Source organism: Streptomyces sp. URMC 127 (genome assembly GCF_051386535.1).
Lineage (GTDB): Bacteria > Actinomycetota > Actinomycetes > Streptomycetales > Streptomycetaceae > Streptomyces.
Window position 1 is genome coordinate 1 of the sequence record NZ_JBPQTW010000064.1, and the last position, 19,747, is coordinate 19,747.

General features: G+C 72.3%; 15 protein-coding genes. 3 read left to right on the forward strand and 12 right to left on the reverse strand.

Going from position 1 to position 19,747, the window contains the following annotated elements; genetic code table 11:
* Positions 1–292: 292 nt before the first annotated feature.
* Both pruA and ACSNOH_RS15965 read right to left on the reverse strand, forming a co-directional pair.
* Entirely contained in the window at positions 293–1,924 is a 1,632-nt protein-coding gene (gene pruA / locus ACSNOH_RS15960) for an L-glutamate gamma-semialdehyde dehydrogenase (protein WP_436721994.1), read from the reverse strand.
* Positions 1,925–1,971: 47 nt separating this feature from the next.
* Positions 1,972–2,898 carry a proline dehydrogenase family protein gene (locus ACSNOH_RS15965; RefSeq protein WP_106680056.1) on the reverse strand — a complete coding sequence of 309 codons (927 nt, stop codon included), beginning with the start codon at positions 2,896–2,898 and terminating at the stop codon, positions 1,972–1,974.
* A gap of 257 nt (positions 2,899–3,155) precedes the next feature.
* Between ACSNOH_RS15965 and ACSNOH_RS15970 the strand changes: the two genes are divergently transcribed.
* On the forward strand, positions 3,156–4,385 hold the full coding sequence (locus tag ACSNOH_RS15970) for a PucR family transcriptional regulator (protein WP_436721995.1): 1,230 nt from the start codon (positions 3,156–3,158) through the stop codon (positions 4,383–4,385).
* A gap of 65 nt (positions 4,386–4,450) precedes the next feature.
* Here the strand turns inward: ACSNOH_RS15970 and ACSNOH_RS15975 are convergent, their stop codons facing one another.
* The 3 genes from ACSNOH_RS15975 to ACSNOH_RS15985 all read right to left on the reverse strand — a co-directional run bounded on the left by ACSNOH_RS15975 (position 4,451) and on the right by ACSNOH_RS15985 (position 6,913).
* Entirely contained in the window at positions 4,451–4,654 is a 204-nt protein-coding gene (locus tag ACSNOH_RS15975; RefSeq protein ID WP_436721996.1) for a ferredoxin, read from the reverse strand.
* A gap of 22 nt (positions 4,655–4,676) precedes the next feature.
* The gene (locus ACSNOH_RS15980) at positions 4,677–5,891 is read right to left on the reverse strand and encodes a cytochrome P450 (protein ID WP_436721997.1); all 1,215 of its coding nucleotides are present in this window, start codon (positions 5,889–5,891) and stop codon (positions 4,677–4,679) included.
* A gap of 143 nt (positions 5,892–6,034) precedes the next feature.
* Complete coding sequence (locus ACSNOH_RS15985; RefSeq protein ID WP_436721998.1) at positions 6,035–6,913, reverse strand: NAD(P)-dependent oxidoreductase; 879 nt, start codon at positions 6,911–6,913, stop codon at positions 6,035–6,037.
* 92 nt (positions 6,914–7,005) lie between these two features.
* Here ACSNOH_RS15985 and ACSNOH_RS15990 point away from each other — a divergent pair, with 92 nt between their 5' ends.
* Positions 7,006–7,623 (forward strand): TetR/AcrR family transcriptional regulator, encoded by a 618-nt coding sequence (locus ACSNOH_RS15990; RefSeq protein WP_436721999.1) that lies wholly within the window; start codon positions 7,006–7,008, stop codon positions 7,621–7,623.
* A 34-nt stretch (positions 7,624–7,657) separates the two neighbouring features.
* Here ACSNOH_RS15990 and ACSNOH_RS15995 read toward each other — a convergent pair whose 3' ends face one another.
* Positions 7,658–8,263: a TetR/AcrR family transcriptional regulator gene (locus ACSNOH_RS15995; RefSeq protein WP_436722000.1), complete on the reverse strand. Its 606-nt coding sequence runs from the start codon at positions 8,261–8,263 to the stop codon at positions 7,658–7,660.
* Between the two features lie 110 nt (positions 8,264–8,373).
* On the opposite strand from ACSNOH_RS15995, the gene ACSNOH_RS16000 reads away from it, so the two are divergent.
* Positions 8,374–9,900, forward strand: coding sequence for an MFS transporter (locus ACSNOH_RS16000; protein WP_436722014.1), 1,527 nt, complete (start codon positions 8,374–8,376; stop codon positions 9,898–9,900).
* 60 nt (positions 9,901–9,960) lie between these two features.
* Here ACSNOH_RS16000 and ACSNOH_RS16005 read toward each other — a convergent pair whose 3' ends face one another.
* From ACSNOH_RS16005 to ACSNOH_RS16030, 6 genes are all read right to left on the reverse strand, one after another.
* The gene (locus tag ACSNOH_RS16005; RefSeq protein WP_436722015.1) at positions 9,961–10,758 is read right to left on the reverse strand and encodes a GntR family transcriptional regulator; all 798 of its coding nucleotides are present in this window, start codon (positions 10,756–10,758) and stop codon (positions 9,961–9,963) included.
* Positions 10,759–10,994: 236 nt separating this feature from the next.
* Complete coding sequence (gene serA / locus ACSNOH_RS16010) at positions 10,995–12,599, reverse strand: phosphoglycerate dehydrogenase (RefSeq protein ID WP_436722001.1); 1,605 nt, start codon at positions 12,597–12,599, stop codon at positions 10,995–10,997.
* Positions 12,600–12,797: 198 nt separating this feature from the next.
* The gene (gene ilvC, locus ACSNOH_RS16015) at positions 12,798–13,799 is read right to left on the reverse strand and encodes a ketol-acid reductoisomerase (protein WP_436722002.1); all 1,002 of its coding nucleotides are present in this window, start codon (positions 13,797–13,799) and stop codon (positions 12,798–12,800) included.
* Positions 13,800–13,927: 128 nt separating this feature from the next.
* Complete coding sequence (gene ilvN / locus ACSNOH_RS16020) at positions 13,928–14,452, reverse strand: acetolactate synthase small subunit (RefSeq protein WP_030368133.1); 525 nt, start codon at positions 14,450–14,452, stop codon at positions 13,928–13,930.
* A gap of 36 nt (positions 14,453–14,488) precedes the next feature.
* Positions 14,489–16,357, reverse strand: a complete 1,869-nt coding sequence (locus tag ACSNOH_RS16025) for an acetolactate synthase large subunit (RefSeq protein WP_436722003.1) — start codon at positions 16,355–16,357, stop codon at positions 14,489–14,491.
* Between the two features lie 292 nt (positions 16,358–16,649).
* Positions 16,650–19,568: a putative bifunctional diguanylate cyclase/phosphodiesterase gene (locus ACSNOH_RS16030; protein WP_436722004.1), complete on the reverse strand. Its 2,919-nt coding sequence runs from the start codon at positions 19,566–19,568 to the stop codon at positions 16,650–16,652.
* Positions 19,569–19,747: the final 179 nt, after the last annotated feature.

Genomic DNA, 19,747 nt, shown 5'->3' on the forward strand with positions numbered 1-19,747 from the left:
GAGGAGCGCCGGGGAAGGGCGGGGGCCGCGGTGCCGCAGGGATCGCCTGCGCTCGCGCACGGGGCCGCAACCGCTTGTCGCTCGATGGAGCGCGCGCTCGGCTTCTTCCACGCTAGGACAGCTGTACCGCGCTGTCTGCAGAATTACTCGGGCTTCCTACTATCTGAGACGGCGGAGCGGAGCGGCCCGCCCCACCGAAAGCAGCTCCGCCGCGGAAAACGGCTCCGCCCCCCCCCGGCTGGGGAGCCGGACGGGGGCGGGAGAGGCGGCGACGAGCCGCTACGGGGCCGGATCAGCCCATGTGCGGGTAGCGGTAGTCGGTCGGCGGGACCAGGGTCTCCTTGATGGAGCGGGTGGAGATCCACCGCGTCAGGTTGGAGGCCGCGCCGGCCTTGTCGTTGGTGCCGGAGGCGCGGCCGCCGCCGAAGGGCTGCTGGCCGACCACGGCGCCGGTCGACTTGTCGTTGATGTAGAAGTTGCCGGCGGCGAAGCGCAGCTTGGCCATGGCGTCGGCGGCCGCGGCGCGGTCGTTCGCGATGACCGAGCCGGTCAGGGCGTACGCCGAGACGGACTCCATCTGCTGCAGCATCGCGTCGAAGTCGGCGTCCTCGTAGACGTGGACGGCGAGGATCGGGCCGAAGTACTCGGTCGTGAAGACCTCGTTCTCCGGGTCGGTGCACTCGATGACGGTCGGGCGGACGAAGTAGCCCACCGAGTCGTCGTAGGTGCCGCCGGCGACGATCGTGCAGCTCGGGTCGGCCTTGGCCCGGTCGATCGCGGCCTTGTTCTTGGCGAAGGAGCGGTCGTCGATGACGGCGCCGATGAAGTTCGACAGGTCGGTGACGTCACCCATGGCGATGCCGTCGACCTCGGCCGCGAACTCCTCCTTGAAGCCGTCCTCCCAGATGGAGCGGGGGATGTAGGCGCGGGAGGAGGCGGAGCACTTCTGGCCCTGGAACTCGAAGGAGCCGCGGGTCAGGGCGGTCTTCAGCACGGCGCGGTCGGCGCTCGGGTGGGCGACGACGAAGTCCTTGCCGCCGGTCTCGCCGACCAGGCGCGGGTAGGAGCGGTACTTCTCGATGTTGTTGCCGACCGTCTTCCACAGGTACTGGAAGGTCTTGGTCGAGCCGGTGAAGTGGATGCCGGCCAGCTCGGGGTGGTTCAGGGCCACCTCGGAGACGGCGATGCCGTCGCCGGTCACCAGGTTGATGACGCCCTTGGGCAGACCGGCCTCCTCCAGGAGCTGCATGAGCAGCACGGCGGCGTGGGTCTGGGTGGGGGACGGCTTCCAGACGACCACGTTGCCCATGAGGGCGGGGGCGGTCGGCAGGTTGCCGGCGATGGCGGTGAAGTTGAACGGCGTGATCGCGTAGACGAAGCCCTCCAGCGGGCGGTGGTCGCTGCGGTTCCACACGCCGGCGGAGTTGGCGACCGGCTGCTCCGCGAGGATCCGGCGCGCGAAGTGCACGTTGAAGCGCCAGAAGTCGACGAGCTCGCAGGGGGTGTCGATCTCGGCCTGCTGGGCCGTCTTGGACTGACCGAGCATGGTGGAGGCGGCCAGCGTCTCGCGCCAGGGGCCGGCGAGCAGCTCGGCGGCGCGCAGGATGATCGCGGCGCGGTCGTCGAAGGACATCGCGCGCCAGGCCGGGGCGGCGGCGAGCGCGGCGTCGATCGCGTCCTGGGCGTCCTGGGTGGTGGCGTGGCGGAAGGTGCCGAGGACGGCGGAGTGGTTGTGCGGCTGGACGACCTGGAACGGCTCGCCGCCGCCCATGCGCTTCTCGCCGCCGATGGTCATCGGCAGGTCGATCGGGTTCGCCGCCAGCTCCTTGAGCTTGGCCTCCAGGCGGGCGCGCTCGGGGCTGCCGGGGGCGTAGCCGTGGACCGGCTCGTTGACCGGGGCGGGGACCTGGGTCACAGCGTCCATGGGTTCCGTGTCTCCTTCGGGGCTCTGCGGGGGGTGTGGGGGGCGGCTCAGCCCTTGGTGAGGATGGAGCGGGCGAAGAACAGCAGGTTGGCGGGCTTCTCGGCGAGGCGGCGCATGAAGTAGCCGTACCAGTCGGTGCCGTAGGCCGTGTAGACGCGCATCCGGTGGCCCTCGGCGGCCAGGCGGACGTGCTCCTCGCTGCGGATGCCGTAGAGCATCTGGAACTCGTACTCGTCGAGCTTGCGGCCCGCCTGCCGGGCCAGCTCCTGTGTGATGGCGATCAGACGCGGGTCGTGCGAGCCGATCATCGGGTAGCCCTCACCTGCCATGAGGATCCTGACGATGCGGACGAACGCCTTGTCGATCTCTGCCTTGTCCTGGTACGCGACGGAGGCGGGCTCCTTGTACGCACCCTTCACGATACGCACCCGGCTGCCGGCCGCGGCCAGGCGGCGGGCGTCGTCCTCGGTGCGGAAGAGGTACGCCTGGATGACGCAGCCGGTCTGCGGGAAGTCCTTGCGGAGCTCCTCGTGGATGGCGAACATCGAGTCGAGGGTCGTGTGGTCCTCCGCGTCCAGCGTAACCGTCGTGCCGATGGCGGCGGCGGCCTCGACGACGGGGCGGACGTTGGCGAGGGCGAGCTCGTGGCCGCCCTCCAGCGCCTGGCCGAACATGGAGAGCTTGACGGACATCTCGGCGCGCTCGCCGAGGCCGAGCTCCTTCAGGCGGCCGATGAGCTCCAGGTAGGCGTCGCGGGCGGCGTGGGACTGCTCGACGGTGGTGATGTCCTCGCCCACCACGTCGAGGGTGACCTCCAGCCCCTTGGCGGCGGCGTCCTTCACGATCGGAATGACCTGGTCGACGGTCTCCCCCGCGATGAAGCGGTCGACGACCTGCTTGGTGCCCGGGGCAGCCGACACGAAACGGCGCATTTTGTCGCTGCGCGAGGCAGCGAGGATCACGGGACCCAGCACGGGGCACCTCCACGATGACGGTCGTCCCCACGCGGGGAGACGGCATAAGTAACTCATCGTGAAAACTAGAGATCACCTCGATCGTGAGCCATCGACAGCTGTCACGCATCCGTGGCCCGGATCTCAGACACATGTATGACAATGGTGCCCTGCACATAGAACCTTGGGTCGAATTCGGGACAATTTGCGAACCCGAAGGCCGCACCGGCGGTGGGCCGGGCGGCCGCACGGAGCGGGGGAAGGAGCGTGGCGGGGCCATGCGCGGTGACTATCAGCACCTCGTCGACGAGATATCGGCGGCGCTCGGTGCCCCGGCGACGCTGGAGGACCGGGACTTCGTCCTGATCGCGTTCGGCGCCCACGGCGGCGAGGACGACCTCGACGTGATGATGGACCCGGTGCGAACCCGCTCGATCCTGCAGCGCCGGTCGACGGCGGCCGTCCGTGCGTGGTTCGAGGCGTTCGGCATCGCGCGGGCGCAGTCGCCGCTGCGGATCCCGCCGGACCCCGCGGCGGGCGTGTTCAAGGGCCGCATCTGCCTGCCCGTGCGCCACCGCGGCGTGGTGCACGGCTACGTGTGGCTGCTGGACGACGAGCACCTGGCGGGCCTGGACCTGGCCGTCCCGTACGCGGACCCGCGGCTGGCCCAGGCCATGGAGACGGCCGCCCGGATCGGCGAGCTGCTGGCCGCCGAGGCGCGGGCCGGCGCGGAGCTGGGCGAGCTGCTGCGGGAGGTCCTGGCCGGGCGGCCCGCGGGGCGCGACGCCGCGGCGGCCGCGCTGCGCGAGGCGATGGGACAGGCGGCGGACGGGCCCCTGGGGCTGGTCGCGGTGGTCCCGTGGGCGCTGGGCGACGGCGAGCACGGGGAGGCCGATCACGGCGCGCCCGACGGAATCGGGTCGGCGCTGGCGGGGCAGTCGGGGGTGGCGGCGCTGTGCGCCGTCCCGGACCCGCTCCCGGAAGGCCCGGCGGCGCTGGCCGCGCTGGTCCGGCTGCGGACCACGACGGCGGTCGCCCCGGCGCGCACGGCGGCGGAGCGGCTGCTGCGCTCCCCGCGCGCGGGGGCGGGCGGGCGGCGCGGCACGGCGGGCGTCGCCGCCCCGCGCCGGGGCCTCGCGGAGCTGCCGGAGGCTTGGCGCGAGGCGCTGGCGGCGGCCCGGGCCGCGGCGGCGGAGCCCCGCCTGGGGCCGGTGGCGGAGTGGGGGGAGATCGGCCCGTACCGCGTGCTGGCCGCGCTGCCGGCCGGGGCCGCGGAGGACACCTCCGTGCGCCCCCTGCTGGCACCGGCCCACGCGGAACTGGCCCGCACGGCGGAGGTCTTCCTCGACTGCGCGGGGCAGGCCGGGCGCACGGCGGCCGCCCTGGGCATCCACCGGCAGACGCTGTACTACCGCCTGGCGCGCGTGGAGCAGCTCACCGGGCTGGACCTGGACGAGGGCGAGGGCCGGCTGCTGCTGCACATGGCTCTGAAGGCGGCCCGCCTGTAGCGCCTCCGCGCGGACCGGGCCCGTTGCTCCTCCTGCGCCCGCACCGCCCGGCGCCGGCCCTCCTGCTAGCCCTCCTCCACGGTGATGGCCTGGACGGGACAGGCGCGCGCCGCCTCCTTGACGAGCGGGTCGCCTCCGCCGTCCTCGCGGCCCGGGCGGACGAGGCCGAAGCCGTCGTCGTCCTGGTCGAAGACGCTCGGTGCGGTCAGCACGCACTGGCCCGCGCCGATGCAGACGTCGGAGTCGATGGAGACGCGAAGAGAACTCATGGCGGATTCCGTTTCGACGGGCTCACCAGGCGACCGGGAGAGCGAAGAGGCCTTGCAGGGTGTCACCGGGCTTCACGGGCACCTCGTCCGGAGCAACGGCGAGGTGCAGGTCCGGGATACGGGTGAAGAGCGTGCCGAGGGCGATCTCCATCTCGGCGCGGGCCAGGTTCTGCCCCAGGCACTGGTGGACGCCGTAGCCGAAGGCGACGTGGTGGCGGGCCGAGCGGCGGACGTCGAGGGCGCCGGGTTCGGGGTACGCGGCGGCGTCGCGGTTGACGATCGACGTACCGATCATGATGCCGTCGCCCGCGCGCACGGTGCGCCCGGCGATCTCGATGTCCTCCGTGGCGACCCGTATGAGGCCGTCGGCGATGGAGAGGAAGCGCAGCAGCTCCTCCACCGCGGTGGGCATGAGGCCGGGGTCGGTGCGCAGGGCGGCGAGCTGCTCGGGGTGTTCGAGGAGCGTGTACACGCCGAGCGAGATCATGTTGGACGTGGTCTCGTGGCCGGCTATCAGCAACAGCATCGCCATCATGACGAGTTCGTCGCGGTCGACCTGGCCGTCGGAGAGGCGCTCCGCGATGAGCTCGTCGAGCAGCCCCTCGCCGGGCTCGGCCTCCTTGCGGGCCACGAGGCGGTGGAGGTAGTCGCGCAGGTCGTCGCGCGCGGCGACGGCCTCCGCGGAGGTCGGGGCGCTCAGCATCCGCCGCGAAAGCCCCTCGAAGTAGTCGTGGTCGGCGTAGGGGACGCCCAGCAGGCTGCAGATCACCATGGACGGCACGGGCAGGGAGAACGCCGAGACGAGTTCGGCGCTGCTGCCCTTGGCGAGCATGGCGTCGATGAGGCCGTCGACGATCAGCTGGATGCGGGGCCGCAGGGCGTTGGCGTGCTTGACGGTGAAGCGCGGGATCAGCATGCGGCGCTGGCGGGCGTGTTCGGGGTCGTCGACGCCCAGCAGCGGGACGACCACCGACGCCTGGTCCTCGGCGCGCGGGGCGAAGACGGGAAAGGCCGGATTCCGGCGGTCGGACGAGACGCGGGGGTCCGTGAGCAGGGAGCGGGCCTCGGTGTGGCCGGTCACCAGCCACACCACGCGCCCGTCGTACAGGGTGACGTGCGTGAGCGGTCCGCGGCCGGCCAGGGTGTCGTAGCCCGCCGGCGGCTGGTAGGGGCAGGTGCGGTCGCTGGGGAAGGAGGGGGCCGGCGTACTGGTGGACCGGGTCCCGGTGTCGGTCATGGGCTTCCTTCCAGGCGTTCGGACTGTTGTCCTCTACATCCGGTTCATCCAGTCCAAGCCTGTTTCGCGCTGCGGGCTACGAGCAATCCGGCCATGTTCCGCCCATATCCCCGCACCCGCAGCAGCCGCCCCGCGCCCCCGGCTCAGCCCTCGCGGAACACCTCCATCAGACGGGTGAAGCTGCCGCCCCCGTATCCGCGCTCCATGCCGCGCCGGAAGACCTCCAGGACCGCGGCGGGCAGCGCGGTGCCGACACCCGAAGCGCCCGCGGTGTGCAGGACGTGCTCGACGCTCGCGACGCCCATGGCGAGCTTGTCGACGTCGCCCTCGTGGTTGCCGGCGTCGACGCGCGGGGCGTAGAAGGCGAGGAAGCCCGGGAGCGAGGCCATCGTGGACTGTGCGTACGGCAGGAACTCCTGCGCCGTGATGCCGTTGGCCGCGGCGACCGCGGTGGCGTGCAGGTAACTGAGCATCGCGGTCCAGAACATGTCCATCTGGATCTGGTAGTACAGCGCGGCCAGGCCGGGGTCCGTGCCGCGGTAGTCGGTGGCGGTGAGCACCTTCAGAGCGGCCTCGTGCGCCTCGAAGACCTCCTTGGGGCCGCTGTAGAAGGTGGACGACTCAGGGGAGCCGATCCCGGAGGGCGGGGTCTGCACCCCGCCGGTGAGGTGCTCGGCCCCGTGCCCGGCGGCCCAGGCGGCGGCCTCGCGCGCCCGCTCCGGGGTGTCCGAGGTCAGGTTCACCAGCACCCGGCCGCGCAGGGCGCCGGCGGCGGGCTCCAGGATCGCGTACATCGCGTCGTAGTCGGTGAGGCTCAGGACCACCAGCTCGTTCGCGGCCAGCGCCGCTTCGGCGGTGTCCGCCTGGTGCGCGCCCCGTGCGACGAGAGCGGCGGCCTTGGCGGCCGTGCGGTTCCAGACCGTCACCTCGTAGCCCGCATCGAGGTACGCCCCTGCCATCGCCTGACCCATCGGGCCGAGGCCGATGACGGTCACCGCTGCTGCCTTGTTCGCGGACATCATGAATCCACCCCTCTAGAACGAACGCTCTATCTAGCGACAGGAGCAACGTAGCACACCGCTAGAACGAACGCTCTACCTATATTCTTGGGAAGGTGAGGACCACTTCAGAGCAGCAGGACGCCCCGGCCGCGGCCCCCGGCGCGGAACTCGGCACGCGCGAGCGGATCGTCCGCGCGACGGCGCGGCTGATGCAGCGCCAGGGCTACGAGGGCACCGGGATCAAGCAGATCTCCCGGGAGGCCGGGGCGACGCTCGGCTCGGTCTACCACTTCTTCCCCGGCGGCAAGCAGGAGCTGGCCACCGAGGCGATCCGGCACGGCGACCGGGAGTTCGCCGAGATGCTGCGCAGGGCACTGGAGAGCCGGCCGGACCCGGCCGAGGCGGTGCTCGCTGTGGCACAGGAGGTCGCGGCCGAACTCCGCGCCTCCGACTGGCTGGACGGCTGTCCCGTCACGGCCACTTCCCTGGGAACCGCCGCCCACGCCCCCGGGATCCAGCAGGCGGCGGCCGAGGCCTTCGAGCGGTGGCGGGGCCTCGTGCGCGACAAGCTCCTCGCCTGCGGCTTCGGCGCACAGGACGCCCTGGAGCTCGCGCACACGGTCGTCAACACCCTGGAGGGCGCCGAGCTCACAGCCCAGGTCGCCCGGGACGAGGAGCCCCTCCTGATCGCGGGGCGCCACCTGGCGCGCCTGATCGACTCCTACCGCTGAGCCCGGCGCGGGGCGGGCCCGGCAGCACGCTCCGTCAGCGGCCCGCCTCCTCCGGGGCGTTCAGCACCGTGCCCGCGAGCGCCCGCCGGGCACCCTCGACGATCTCCTTGCCGGTCGGCGCCGCCTCCGGGTCGATGAGCCACTGCATCCACAGCCCTATGAACAGGGCGTGATAGAAGGCGCCCACCGTACGCGTCGCCCCCGGGCCGACCTCGCTGTCGTCGACGCCCTCGAAGAGGGCCACCATGCCCTCGCGGCCGGCGGGCTGCACCGCGGCGAACTTCTCCTTGAGCTCGGGATTCTTGACCAGCTGACCGATCACCTCCAGCTGCGCCGACCAGAACGCACGGTCGTTCGCGAAGCCCGCGATCACCCGGTCCAGCGTGGCGGCGAGGCGGTCCTCGCGCGGCGCGTCCGGATCCGCCGCGGCGGCGATGACGGGCGCCGCCCCCTCGGCCCAGTCCACGGTCAGCTGCAGGAACGCCTCCATCATGAGCGCTTCCTTCGAACCGTAGTGATAGCCGATGGAGGCGAGGTTCGCCCCCGAGGCGGCCACGATGTCGCGCGCCGTGGTGCGCGTCCAGCCCTTGTCGAGCAGGCAGCGCTTGGCACCTTCGAGCAGATCTTCGCGATGTCCCATGGCGGCAGCGTAGCCGTAGCCATACACACGTCCCAGACGACCGTCCTATACAAGCGTCATAGACAAGCGTTTAAGACGTGCGTATAGTCCTGCCCATGACGCCCTCCCCCATGCCTCCTTCTGTGTCTCCGGCGGCTTCGCCCGCCCGCGCCCTCGCGGGGCGCAAGGAATGGACGGCCTTCGTCGTCCTCCTGCTGCCCCTCCTCCTGGTCTCGATGGACGTCTCCGTCCTCTTCTTCGCCATGCCGGCCATCAGCCGGGAGCTGGAGCCGACCGGCACCCAGCAGCTGTGGATCTTCGACAGCTACGCCTTCGCGCTCGCCGGGCTGCTGATCACCATGGGTTCGCTGGGCGACCGGATCGGGCGCCGCAAGCTGCTGCTGGCCGGGGCGCTCGCCTTCGGCGCCGCGTCGGTGGCCGCCGCGTACGCGCAGAGCGCGGAGATGCTGATAGCCGCGCGCGCCGTCCTGGGCGTGGGCGGGGCCACGCTGATGCCCTCGACCATGGCGCTGGTGCGCAACCTGTTCCACGACGAGCAGCAGCGCAGCAAGGCCGTCGGCATCTGGTCCGGGGCGATGGCGGGCGGCATCGCGCTCGGCTCGGTCCTCGGCGGGCTGCTGCTGGACCACTTCTGGTGGGGTTCGGCCTTCCTCGTCAACGTGCCCGCGATGGTGCTGCTGCTGGTGCTGGTGCCGCTGCTCGTCCCGGAATTCAAGGACCCGGCCCCGGGGCGCTTCGACTTCCTGAGCGTGCCGCTGTCGCTGGGCTCGGTCGTCCCCGTCATCTACGGCGTGAAGGAGATCGCGGCCGGCGGGTTCGCGCTCGCCCCCGCCTCGTGCGTGGCCGCGGGCCTGCTCCTCGGCGTCGCGTTCGTGCGGCGCCAGCGCAGCCGGGGCGACGCGATGGTGAGCCGTGAGCTGTTCCGGCACCGCGTGTTCGGGGCGGGCGTCGGCATCAACACCCTCGCCACGTTCGGCATGATGGGCTCCGCCTACTTCAGCACGCAGTACCTGCAGTCCGTGCTCGGCAAGGGGCCGCTGGAGGCGGCGCTGTGGGGCGCGATCCCCTCGGTCGCGGTCGGCTGCGTCGCGCCGCTCGCCGCCGCGGCCGGGCAGAAGTTCCCCAAGGCGTACGTGATGGCCGCCGGTTTCGTCGTCGCGGCCGCCGGCTACGGGCTGCTCACCTGCGCCGGCACGGACTCCCTCGCGCTGATGCTGACCGGGGCGGCGGTCATCGCCTGCGGCATCGTCGCGGTGATGGCCGTGGTGTCCGACATGGCGCTCGGCGCCGCCCCGCCCGAGAAGGCCGGCAGCGCGGCCTCCGTACTGGAGACCGGCCAGGAGCTCGGCGGCGCGCTGGGCATGGCGCTGTTCGGCAGCGCGGGCGTAGCCGTCTACCGCCGCGACATGACCGGCGAGCTGCCCGGTGACCTGCCGCACGGGGCGGTGGACGCCGCCCGCGAGACGCTCGGCGGGGCCGCGGCGGTCGCGGCGCAGCTGCCGGGGCGGGTGGGCGAGGCCGTCCTCACCGCCTCCCGCGAGGCCTTCACGCACGGCATGAACCTCGCCGCCGTCGGCGGCGCGGCGGTCCTGCTGCTGTCCGCGGCGGTCACGCTGACGGCGCTGCGGCGGCGGTGACCTCGCGGCCGGGGGCGAGGCCCCGTGCAGCCCTCGGCCGCAGGCGGAAGCCATGCTCTCCTACGTGCCGCCGGTGTGCTGTTCCACGTACACCGCCAGGCCGTCCAGGAGGCGGGCCAGGCCGAAGCCGAAGGCCGCGTCGAGAGCGGCGGCGTCGGCTCCGTCCGCCAGGTTCACGGCCATGCCGCGCACGTAGCCGGTGACTGCCGCCGCGGTGCGGGTCACCGCGGCGGGTTCCAGGCCCCGGCGGAGCGCCGGGGCCATGGCCCATTCCACGAGGCCGGCGGCGGCTGCGGGAAGCCCCGCCCGGGGCAGCCAGGGGTGGCGCCGGTAGAGGGCCCACTGGTGCCGGGCGGCCGCTTCCAAGCGGCCGCGCCAGCCGGCCGGGACGCTGCCGGAGAGGCGGCACTCGGCGAAGGCCGCGTCCGCCATCAGAGCGACGAGGTCGTCCTTGCCCGGCACGTGCCGGTACAACGCCATCGGGGGGACGCCGAGTTCGGCGGCGAGGGCGCGCATGGACAGGGCCGCCGCCCCGTGGACGTCCGCCAGCGCGACGGCGGTCCGCACGATGCGGTCGCGGGTGAGCGTGCGCAGCGCGCCGTTCGGGCGGCCGGGCGGCGGCCCCGTGCCGGTCCCCACGACGGTGCCGACGCCCGGCACGGCCCGCACGAGGCCTTCCGCGCGGAGCACCGAGAGCACCTTGCCGGCCGTGGCCGTCGCGACGCCCCATTCCAGGGCGATCTGCCGGACGGAGGGCACCTTTTCGCCCGTACGTATCTCGCCGGAGGCGATACGGGCGCGGAGTTCGGCGGCGATCCGGAGGTACGGCGCGGGCGCCGGAGCCGCGGGCTGTTCCAGTACGACGGCCGGACCGGGTCCGCCCGGCCCGGCGGGGGACCGGTCGTGCCGTCCGCCCCGGGGAGCGGACCCTGTCCGGATCCGGGCGCCACCGCGTGGCCCCGCGCTCGTGCCGCTGTGCCTCCCAGCCGCTGTACCCATAGCCGGAAGGTTAGGAGAGCCGCGGCGCCCGGCGGAAGCGCACGGGGCGCCACACGGGACGGTGCCCCGCATGAGGCCCCGAACCCCGGGCCGCGTCAGTCCGTCAGGTTCACCGCGCGCGCCGACGTCGCGCCGATCTCGTCGGCGATCTCCGACAGGACGGGCGGGGTGACCGACTCGTCGACCGTGAGGGCGACGAGCGCCTCGCCGCCCTCCGTGGCGCGGGAGACCTGCATGCCGGCGATGTTGATGCCGGCCTCGCCGAGGATGCGGCCCAGGGTGCCGACGACGCCGGGGCGGTCGGCGTAGCGGAAGAACGCCATGTGGTCGGCGAGGGCCAGGTCCACGTCGTGGTCGCCGACGGCGACGATCTTCTGCTGGTTCTTCGGGCCGGCCAGCGTGCCGGAGATGGAGACCTCGTCGCCCCCGGCGAGGGTGCCGCGCACGGTGACGACGTTGCGGTGCTCGGCCGACTCGGAGCTCGTGGTCAGCCGCACCTCGACGCCGCGCTCCTGCGCGAACAGCGGGGCGTTGACGTAGGAGACCGTCTCGTCGACGACGTCCTCGAAGACGCCCTTGAGGGCGGACAGCTCCAGGACCTTGACGTCGTACTGGGTGAGCTCGCCGTAGACCTCGACGTCGAGCCGGACGGCGACCTCGCCGGCCAGGGCCGTGAAGATCCGGCCGAGCTTCTCGGCCAGCGGCAGGGCGGGCTTGACGTCCTCGGCGATGACGCCGCCCTGGACGTTGACCGCGTCCGGCACGAGCTCCCCGGCGAGGGCGAGCCGCACGGAGCGGGCGACGGCGATGCCGGCCTTCTCCTGGGCCTCGCCCGTGGAAGCGCCGAGGTGCGGGGTGGCCACCACGTTGTCGAACTCGAAGAGCGGGGAGTCGGTGCACGGCTCCGAGGCGTAGACGTCGAGGCCGGCGCCGGCGACGCGGCCCTCCTTGAGGGCCGAGGCGAGCGCGGCCTCGTCCACGATGCCGCCGCGGGCGGCGTTGACGATGCGGACGCCGGGCTTGACCTTGTGCAGGGCCTCGTCGCCGATGAGGCCGAGCGTCTCGGGCGTCTTCGGCAGGTGGACGGTGATGAAGTCCGCGACCTCCAGCAGCTCGTCGAGCGTGAGGAGCTTGACGCCCATCTGGGCGGCGCGCGCGGGCTGGACGTAGGGGTCGTAGGCGACGACCTTCATGCCGAAGGCGGACATCCGCTGGGCGACGAGCACGCCGATCCGGCCGAGGCCGACGACGCCGAGGGTCTTCTCGGAGAGCTCGACGCCGGTGTACTTGGAGCGCTTCCACTCGCCGTTCTTCAGCGCGGAGTTGGCCTGGGGGATGTTGCGGGCGGTGGCGATGAGCAGGCCGCAGGCGAGCTCGGCGGCGGTGACGATGTTGGACGTCGGGGCGTTGACGACCATCACGCCGGCCTTGGTGGCGGCGGAGACGTCCACGTTGTCCAGGCCGACGCCGGCGCGGGCGACGACGCGCAGCTTCCCGGCGGCGGCGATGGCCTCGGCGTCGACCTTGGTGGCGCTGCGGACCAGGATGGCGTCGACGTCGGCGACGGCGGACAGGAGCTCCGCGCGGTCGGCGCCGTTGCAGTGGCGGATCTCGAAGTCGGGGCCGAGGGCGTCGACGGTGGCCGGGGAGAGCTCCTCGGCGATCAGGACGACGGGCTTGCGGGGCGAAGCAGTGCTCACGGGTTCCTCACTGGTCCTTGGCGGACGGCCGTCCCGACGGCCGAAGGCGGTGAAGGGGGCAGGCAGCCGCGTGGAAGACGCACGACGCTGTGAGCCTGGTACGCGCTTGTTGGTGTGCAGTGTATCGGCGCTCGTCGCGGGCTCGCGCGGGCTTCGCCCCCAATCACCGGGCGGGCCGCCGCGGGACGGCGCGGCCGCCTACTCCTTGTCGTCCACCCAGCTCATCAGCTTGCGCAGCTTCTTGCCCGTGGTCTCCAGCAGGTGGTCCTCGTCGGCCTTCTTGTACTCGTTGTACTTGGGCAGGCCGGCCTGGTACTCCTTCATCCAGTTGTTGGCGAAGGTGCCGTCCTGGATCTCGCCGAGGACCTTCTTCATCTCGGCCTTGGTGGCGTCGGTGACGATGCGCGGGCCGGTGACGTAGTCGCCCCACTCGGCGGTCTCGGAGACCGACCAGCGCATCTTCTCCAGGCCGCCCTCGTACATCAGGTCGACGATGAGCTTGAGCTCGTGGAGGCACTCGAAGTACGCGATCTCGGGCTGGTAGCCGGCCTCGACCAGCGTCTCGAAGCCGGCCTTCACCAGCGCCGAGGCGCCGCCGCACAGGACGGCCTGCTCGCCGAAGAGGTCGGTCTCGGTCTCCTCGGTGAAGGTGGTCTTGATGACGCCGGCGCGGGTGCCGCCGATGGCCTTGGCGTAGGAGAGGGCCAGGGCGAAGGCGTTGCCCGTGGCGTCCTGCTCGACGGCCGCGATGCACGGGACGCCGCGGCCCTCCTCGTACTGGCGGCGCACGAGGTGGCCCGGGCCCTTGGGGGCGACCATGCAGACGTCGACGCCGGCCGGGGCCTTGATGAAGCCGAAGCGGACGTTGAAGCCGTGGCCGAAGAACAGCGCGTCGCCGTCCTTGAGGTGCTCCTTGACGGACTCCTCGTAGACCTTGGCCTGGATCGGGTCCGGGACGAGGATCATGATGACGTCGGCCTCGGCCGCCGCCTCGGCGGGGGTGACGACGCGCAGCCCCTGCTCCTCGGCCTTCTGCTTGGACTTGGAGCCCTCGTGCAGGCCCACGCGGACGTCGACGCCCGAGTCGCGCAGGGACAGCGCGTGGGCGTGGCCCTGGCTGCCGTAGCCGAGGACCGCGACCTTGCGGCCCTGGATGATGGACAGGTCGGCGTCGTTGTCGTAGAAGAGCTCGGCAGCCACGTTGGGGTATCTCCTTGTTTCCGGTTGTCCGGTGGTGCGTCCCACCGTATGACGGGCGGGCGGGGGAAGGATTTCAGGTCTCGGTATACGGATGAGCCGGTTCCGGCCGGATGGGGCCGGACGGGCGCTCAGGCCGAGCGGTCCAGCGCGCGCAGGCTGCGGTCCGTGATGGACCGCGCGCCGCGCCCTATGGCGATCGTCCCGGACTGCACCAGCTCCTTGATGCCGAACGGCTCCAGCATCTTGAGCATGGCGCCGAGCTTGTCGCTGCCGCCGGTGGCCTCGATGGTGACGGCCTCCGGGGAGACGTCGACGGTCTTGGCGCGGAACAGCTGGACGATCTCGACGATCTGGGAGCGGGTCTCGTTGTCGGCGCGGACCTTCACCAGGACGAGCTCGCGGTGGATCGCCTGGCTGTCCTCCAGCTCCACGATCTTCAGCACGTTGACGAGCTTGTTGAGCTGCTTGGTGACCTGCTCCAGCGGCAGCGACTCGACGTTGACGACGATGGTGATGCGGGAGATGTCGGGGTGCTCGGTCACGCCGACGGCGAGGGAGTCGATGTTGAAGCCGCGGCGGGCGAACAGGGCGGCGATCCGGGTGAGGATGCCGGGGGTGTTCTCCACCAGGACGGAGAGCGTGTGCTTGGTCATCTGCTCGTTCTCTCTCTTCTCGCTTCTCGCGGTCCCTCAGTCGTCCTCGCCGTCGCCGAAGTCCGGGCGGACTCCGCGCGCGGCGAGGATCTCGTCGTTGGAGGTGCCGGCGGCGACCATCGGCCAGACCATGGCGTCCTGGTGGACGATGAAGTCGACCACGACCGGACGGTCGTTGATGGCGTTGGCCTGCTGGATGACGGCGTCCAGGTCCTCCGGGCGCTCGCAGCGCAGGCCGACGCAGCCCATGGCCTCGGAGAGCTTGACGAAGTCCGGGACGCGGGTGCCGGCGCAGGCCTCGGTGCCGTCCGCCTCCGGGCCGGAGTGGAGCACGGTGTTGGAGTAGCGCTGGTTGTAGAACAGGGTCTGCCACTGGCGGACCATGCCCAGGGCGCCGTTGTTGATGATGGCGATCTTGATGGGGATGTTGTTGAGCGCGCAGGTGACCAGTTCCTGATTGGTCATCTGGAAGCAGCCGTCGCCGTCGATCGCCCACACGGTGCGGTCGGGCAGGCCGGCCTTGGCGCCCATCGCGGCGGGCACCGCGTAGCCCATCGTCCCGGCGCCGCCGGAGTTGAGCCAGGTGGCGGGCTGCTCGTAGCCGATGAAGTGCGCGGCCCACATCTGGTGCTGTCCGACGCCGGCGGCGTAGATCGTGCCCTCCGGGGCGAGCTGCCCGATGCGCTGGATGACCTGCTGGGGGGCGAGGCTGCCGTCGGCGGGCTGGTCGAAGCCGAGCGGGTAGGTCTCGCGCCAGCGGTCGAGGTCCTGCCACCAGGCGGCGTAGCGCTCGCGGGCGGCCTCGCCGCCGCGGCCCTCGGCGAGCTCGGTCTGCAGGGCGACGATCAGGTCGGCGATGACCTCGCGGGCGTCACCGACGATCGGCACGTCGGCGGCGCGGTTCTTGCCGATCTCGGCGGGGTCGATGTCGGCGTGGACGACCTTGGCGTACGGGGCGAAGGAGTCCAGCCTGCCGGTGACGCGGTCGTCGAAGCGGGCGCCGAGGGCGATGATCAGGTCGGACTTCTGCAGGGCGGTGACGGCGGCGACCGAGCCGTGCATGCCGGGCATGCCCAGGTGCTGGGGGTGGCTGTCGGGGAAGGCGCCCAGGGCCATCAGGGTGGTGGTGACGGGGGCGCCGGTCAGCTCGGCGAGGACCTTCAGCTCGGCGGTGGCGCGGGCCTTGAGGACGCCGCCGCCGACGTAGAGCACCGGGCGGGAGGCCTGGCTGATCAGCTTGGCGGCCTCGCGGATCTGCTTGGAGTGCGGCTTGGTGACCGGGCGGTAGCCGGGCAGGTCGGTGTGGGGCGGCCAGCTGAAGGTGGTCTGCGCCTGCAGGGCGTCCTTGGCGATGTCGACGAGGACGGGGCCGGGGCGGCCGGTGGAGGCGACGTGGAAGGCCTCGGCGATGGTGCGGGGGATCTCGGCGGGGTCGGTGACCAGCCAGTTGTGCTTGGTGATCGGCATGGTGATGCCGCAGATGTCCGCCTCCTGGAAGGCGTCCGTGCCGATCGACTTGGAGGCGACCTGGCCGGTGATGGCGACCAGCGGGACGGAGTCCATGTGGGCGTCGGCGATCGGCGTGACGAGGTTGGTGGCGCCGGGGCCGGAGGTGGCCATGCAGACGCCCACCTTGCCGGTGGCCTGGGCGTATCCGGTCGCGGCGTGGCCCGCGCCCTGCTCGTGGCGGACCAGGACGTGGCGGACCTTCGAGGAGTCCATCATCGGGTCGTAGGCGGGGAGGATCGCCCCGCCCGGGATCCCGAACACGATCTCGGCCCCGACCTCCTCCAGCGAGCGGATGAGGGACTGCGCGCCCGTGACGTGCTCGACGGTGGCGGGCTGCTGCGCCGCGCCGCGGGCCCGCGGCTGCGGATGGTGGGCTCCGGTGGCCTGCTCGGTCATCGACATTCTCTTCTCGAAGGATTCGACGGGGGTTCGATCGGCTTCACGCGACGGTTCGAGGGGGACTCGAAGGGGGTTCGTCGGCATCTGCCGGGTGGAGCGGAGGGCGGTTTGGGAGGGTCTGTCACGTTCTAGTGCAACAAAAAACCCCTCGTGCCGTGAGGCAAGCGAGGGGAGCGCGCCGGTGTGGTCAGCAGGGCTTGGGTGAGTGCCTGCTTCAGCCGACGCGCTGTCCAAGTACGAGAATTCGGGTGCGCATGGGACCGACCCTCCACCCGTCACCGGCGAAGTGTCAAGTGGGTGGGACGGGCGTCTCATTATTTGAGCGCAATGGAGCATGGGCCAGCGATCCGGCGCCCCCCGCGGACCCCGATCGCGTACCGGACGGTACTGCGCCCGCGGGCAGGGCGCCGCCCGATACCCATGCGTTTGCGCCATCCACGGACGGGCCCGGCACGGGGTAGGCCCCGCGGCCGAGCGCGTGCCGCAGCCGGTGCTCGTCGAGCGGCCCGGCGAAGGCGGCGCCCAGCGCATGGGTGCAGCCCATGGCGCGCAGGGCCAGCGCCTGCTCCGGCACGTCGACGCCGTCGGCGACGGACTGCATGCCCAGGTCGGTGGCGATCCTCAGCAGCCCGGCGGTGATCTTGTGCAGGCGGGCGGACTCCACGACGCCGTCGACCAGCCCGCGGTCGAGCTTGAGGGTGTCGATGGGCAGCCGGCGCAGGGCGCTGATCGCGGCATAGCCGCTGCCGAAGCCGTCGAGGGCGATCCGCACACCCATCCGCCGCAGGGCGCCGAGCCGCCGCTCCAGCTCGTCCAGCGGCACCCGGGGGTCGCTTCCGGACAGCTCCAGGACGAGCGCCCCGGACGGCAGGCCGTGCCGGATGAGCAGCCCCTCCAGGTTCTTGGCGGGCAGCGACCTGTCCATCAGGCGGGCGGCGGACAGCCGGACGTAGACGGGGACGGCGTGGCCCGCGCGGCAGCGCTGGGCGGCCTGCTCGACGGCCTTCTCCAGCGTCCAGCGGCCGAGCTCGGCGATGCGGGCGGTCTCGTCGCCCCGGTCGTTCTCGGCCACGCGGAGATACTCCGCGGGAGTGAACAGTATCCCCTGGGCGGAGCGCCAGCGGGGCTGTGCGGCGACCGCTGTGATCACGCCCGTGGCCAGGTCCACGACGGGCTGGTGGAGCAGGGCGAACTCGCCTTCGTGCAGGGCGGTGCGCAGCCGGGTGGCGAGCTCGGCGCGGCGGACGACGTCGGCCTGCATCTGCGGTGCGTAGAGCTCGACGCGGCCCTTGCCGGCCTGCTTGGCGCGGTACATCGCGAGGTCGGCGTTGCGCATCAGCTCGCCCGGGGTGATGCCGGGCTCGGCGAACGCCACGCCGATGCTGGCGGCGACGCGGACCTCGGTGCCTCCTTCCACGCGGTAGGGCTGGGAGAGGGTGACCCGCAGCCGGTCGGCGATCTCGTGGATGCGGTACTCGCGGGCGGCGGGGTCGCGGGTGCCGTCGCCGATGATGAGGGCGGCGAACTCGTCGCCCCCGAAGCGGGCGGTGGAGTCCCCGGCGCGGACGGAGTCCTGGAGGCGACGGGCCGCCTGGACGAGCAGCTCGTCGCCCGCCTGGTGGCCGACGCTGTCGTTCACCGCCTTGAAGCCGTCGAGGTCGATGAAGAGCACGGCGGTGCCCGCGTCGGTCGCTCTGCGGCCGGTGAGGGCCTGCTGGACGCGCTTGGTGAACAGGGCGCGGTTGGGCAGGTCGGTGAGCGGGTCGTGCTCGGCGGTGTGCTGGAGCTGGGCCTGCAGGCGCACGCGCTCGGTGACGTCGCGGCTGTTGAAGATCAGGCCGCCGTGGTGGCGGTTGACGGTCGACTCCACGTTGAGCCACTCGCCGCTGCCGGAGCGGAAGCGGCACTCGATGCGGGTGGTGGGCTCCTCGGCGGGCGGCGCGGCGAGGAAGCGGCGCACCTCGTGGACGACTCTGCCGAGGTCCTCCGGGTGGATGAGCGAGGCCAGTTCGGAGCCGACGAGGTCATCGGCCTCACGGCCGTAGACCCCGGCGGCGGCCGGGCTGACGTAGCGCAGTATGCCCGTCGGTGCGGCGATCATGATGACGTCGCTGGAACCCTGGACGAGGGAGCGGAAGTGGTTCTCCTTCTGGGCCAGTTCCTGGGTGAGCGAGATGTTGTCCAGCAGCATGATGCCCTGGCGGATCACCAGGGCCAGGACGACCGTGCAGCCGGTGAACAGGACGACTTTGTCGACCTGGTGGCCGTCCAGGACGTTGTAGAGGATCCCCAGGGTGCACACGGCGGCGGCCAGATACGGCGTCAGGGCCGCGAGGGAGCCGGCGATGGGACGGCTGGGGTGGTGCGGGTGCCGGGCGGGGGTGTCCTCGCCCTCCTCGCGGGCGACCCAGGGGGCGTACGCCATGAGCATGTAGCCCGCGAACCAGCCGGCGTCGAGGATCTGGCCCGAGCGGTAGTGCGAGCGCAGCAGCGGCGAGGTGAACAGGGCGTCGCACAGGACCGTCAGGGCGAGGGCCGCGATGGCGGTGTTGATGGCCGAGCGGTTGGCCGTCGAGCGGCGGAAGTGCAGCGCCAGCACCATGGACACCAGGGCGATGTCCAGCAGCGGATAGGCCAGGGAGAGCGCGGCGTGGGCGACGCTCTCGCCCTCGAAGTGGGCGGTGTGCGCGAGCGCCAGGCTCCAGGAGAGCGTGAGCAGCGAGCCGCCGGTGAGCCAGGCGTCGAGGGCCAGGCACACCCAGCCGGCCCGGGTGACGGGACGCCGGGCGAGCACCAGCAGGCCGATGATGGCCGGCGGCGCGAAGAGCAGGAAGCAGAAGTCCGCCACGGAGGGCGTCGGGACGCGGGCGTCGAGGACGACCTCGTACCAGCCCCAGACAACGTTGCCGAGGCCTGCCATGGCGGAGGACGCCGCGAAGAGGAACCACGCGAGGCGGAACCGCGTGCGGTGCGTGCGCCCGTACCAGAAGCAGGAGACGGCGGCGAGCACGGCGGCCCCGCCGAGGCCGAAGTCGCCCATGGCGGAGGCGAGCTCGCTCGAACCCCAGCCGAAGGCCGCGCCCGTGGCATAGCCGCCGCAGACGAGGGCCAGCAGGAGCTGCGAGACCGGGCCCGAGCCGCCGGACGGGCGGGGCAGGGCCGCTCCTGGGGCGCTCACCGCGCCGCCGTCCGCAGCAGCGGCAGCCATGGAAGCCACAGGAGCAGGGTCGCCACGCAGTGCGGGCGCGGTGCACGGTGCAGGGCACGGTGCGGTCGTGGTCGGTGCGTGAGCCGCGTCGGGTTGATCGTCCATTGGCCGTGCATCGCCCGTCGCCCCCCTCGAGTTCCGGTCCTCGCTGCGGCCGTTCCCGTGCACGCCGCAGCCCC

What these genes read in the sequence shown, in the direction of transcription:
- pruA (WP_436721994.1), bottom strand. Translation starts at nt 1,924, where the DNA reads ATGGACGCTGTGACCCAGGTCCCCGCCCCGGTCAACGAGCCGGTCCAC.
- ACSNOH_RS15970 (WP_436721995.1), top strand. Translation starts at nt 3,156, where the DNA reads ATGCGCGGTGACTATCAGCACCTCGTCGACGAGATATCGGCGGCGCTC.
- ACSNOH_RS15975 (WP_436721996.1), bottom strand. Translation starts at nt 4,654, where the DNA reads ATGAGTTCTCTTCGCGTCTCCATCGACTCCGACGTCTGCATCGGCGCG.
- ACSNOH_RS15980 (WP_436721997.1), bottom strand. Translation starts at nt 5,891, where the DNA reads ATGACCGACACCGGGACCCGGTCCACCAGTACGCCGGCCCCCTCCTTC.
- ACSNOH_RS15985 (WP_436721998.1), bottom strand. Translation starts at nt 6,913, where the DNA reads ATGATGTCCGCGAACAAGGCAGCAGCGGTGACCGTCATCGGCCTCGGC.
- ACSNOH_RS15995 (WP_436722000.1), bottom strand. Translation starts at nt 8,263, where the DNA reads ATGGGACATCGCGAAGATCTGCTCGAAGGTGCCAAGCGCTGCCTGCTC.
- ACSNOH_RS16000 (WP_436722014.1), top strand. Translation starts at nt 8,374, where the DNA reads ATGCCTCCTTCTGTGTCTCCGGCGGCTTCGCCCGCCCGCGCCCTCGCG.
- ilvN (WP_030368133.1), bottom strand. Translation starts at nt 14,452, where the DNA reads ATGACCAAGCACACGCTCTCCGTCCTGGTGGAGAACACCCCCGGCATC.
- ACSNOH_RS16025 (WP_436722003.1), bottom strand. Translation starts at nt 16,357, where the DNA reads ATGACCGAGCAGGCCACCGGAGCCCACCATCCGCAGCCGCGGGCCCGC.
- ACSNOH_RS16030 (WP_436722004.1), bottom strand. Translation starts at nt 19,568, where the DNA reads ATGGCTGCCGCTGCTGCGGACGGCGGCGCGGTGAGCGCCCCAGGAGCG.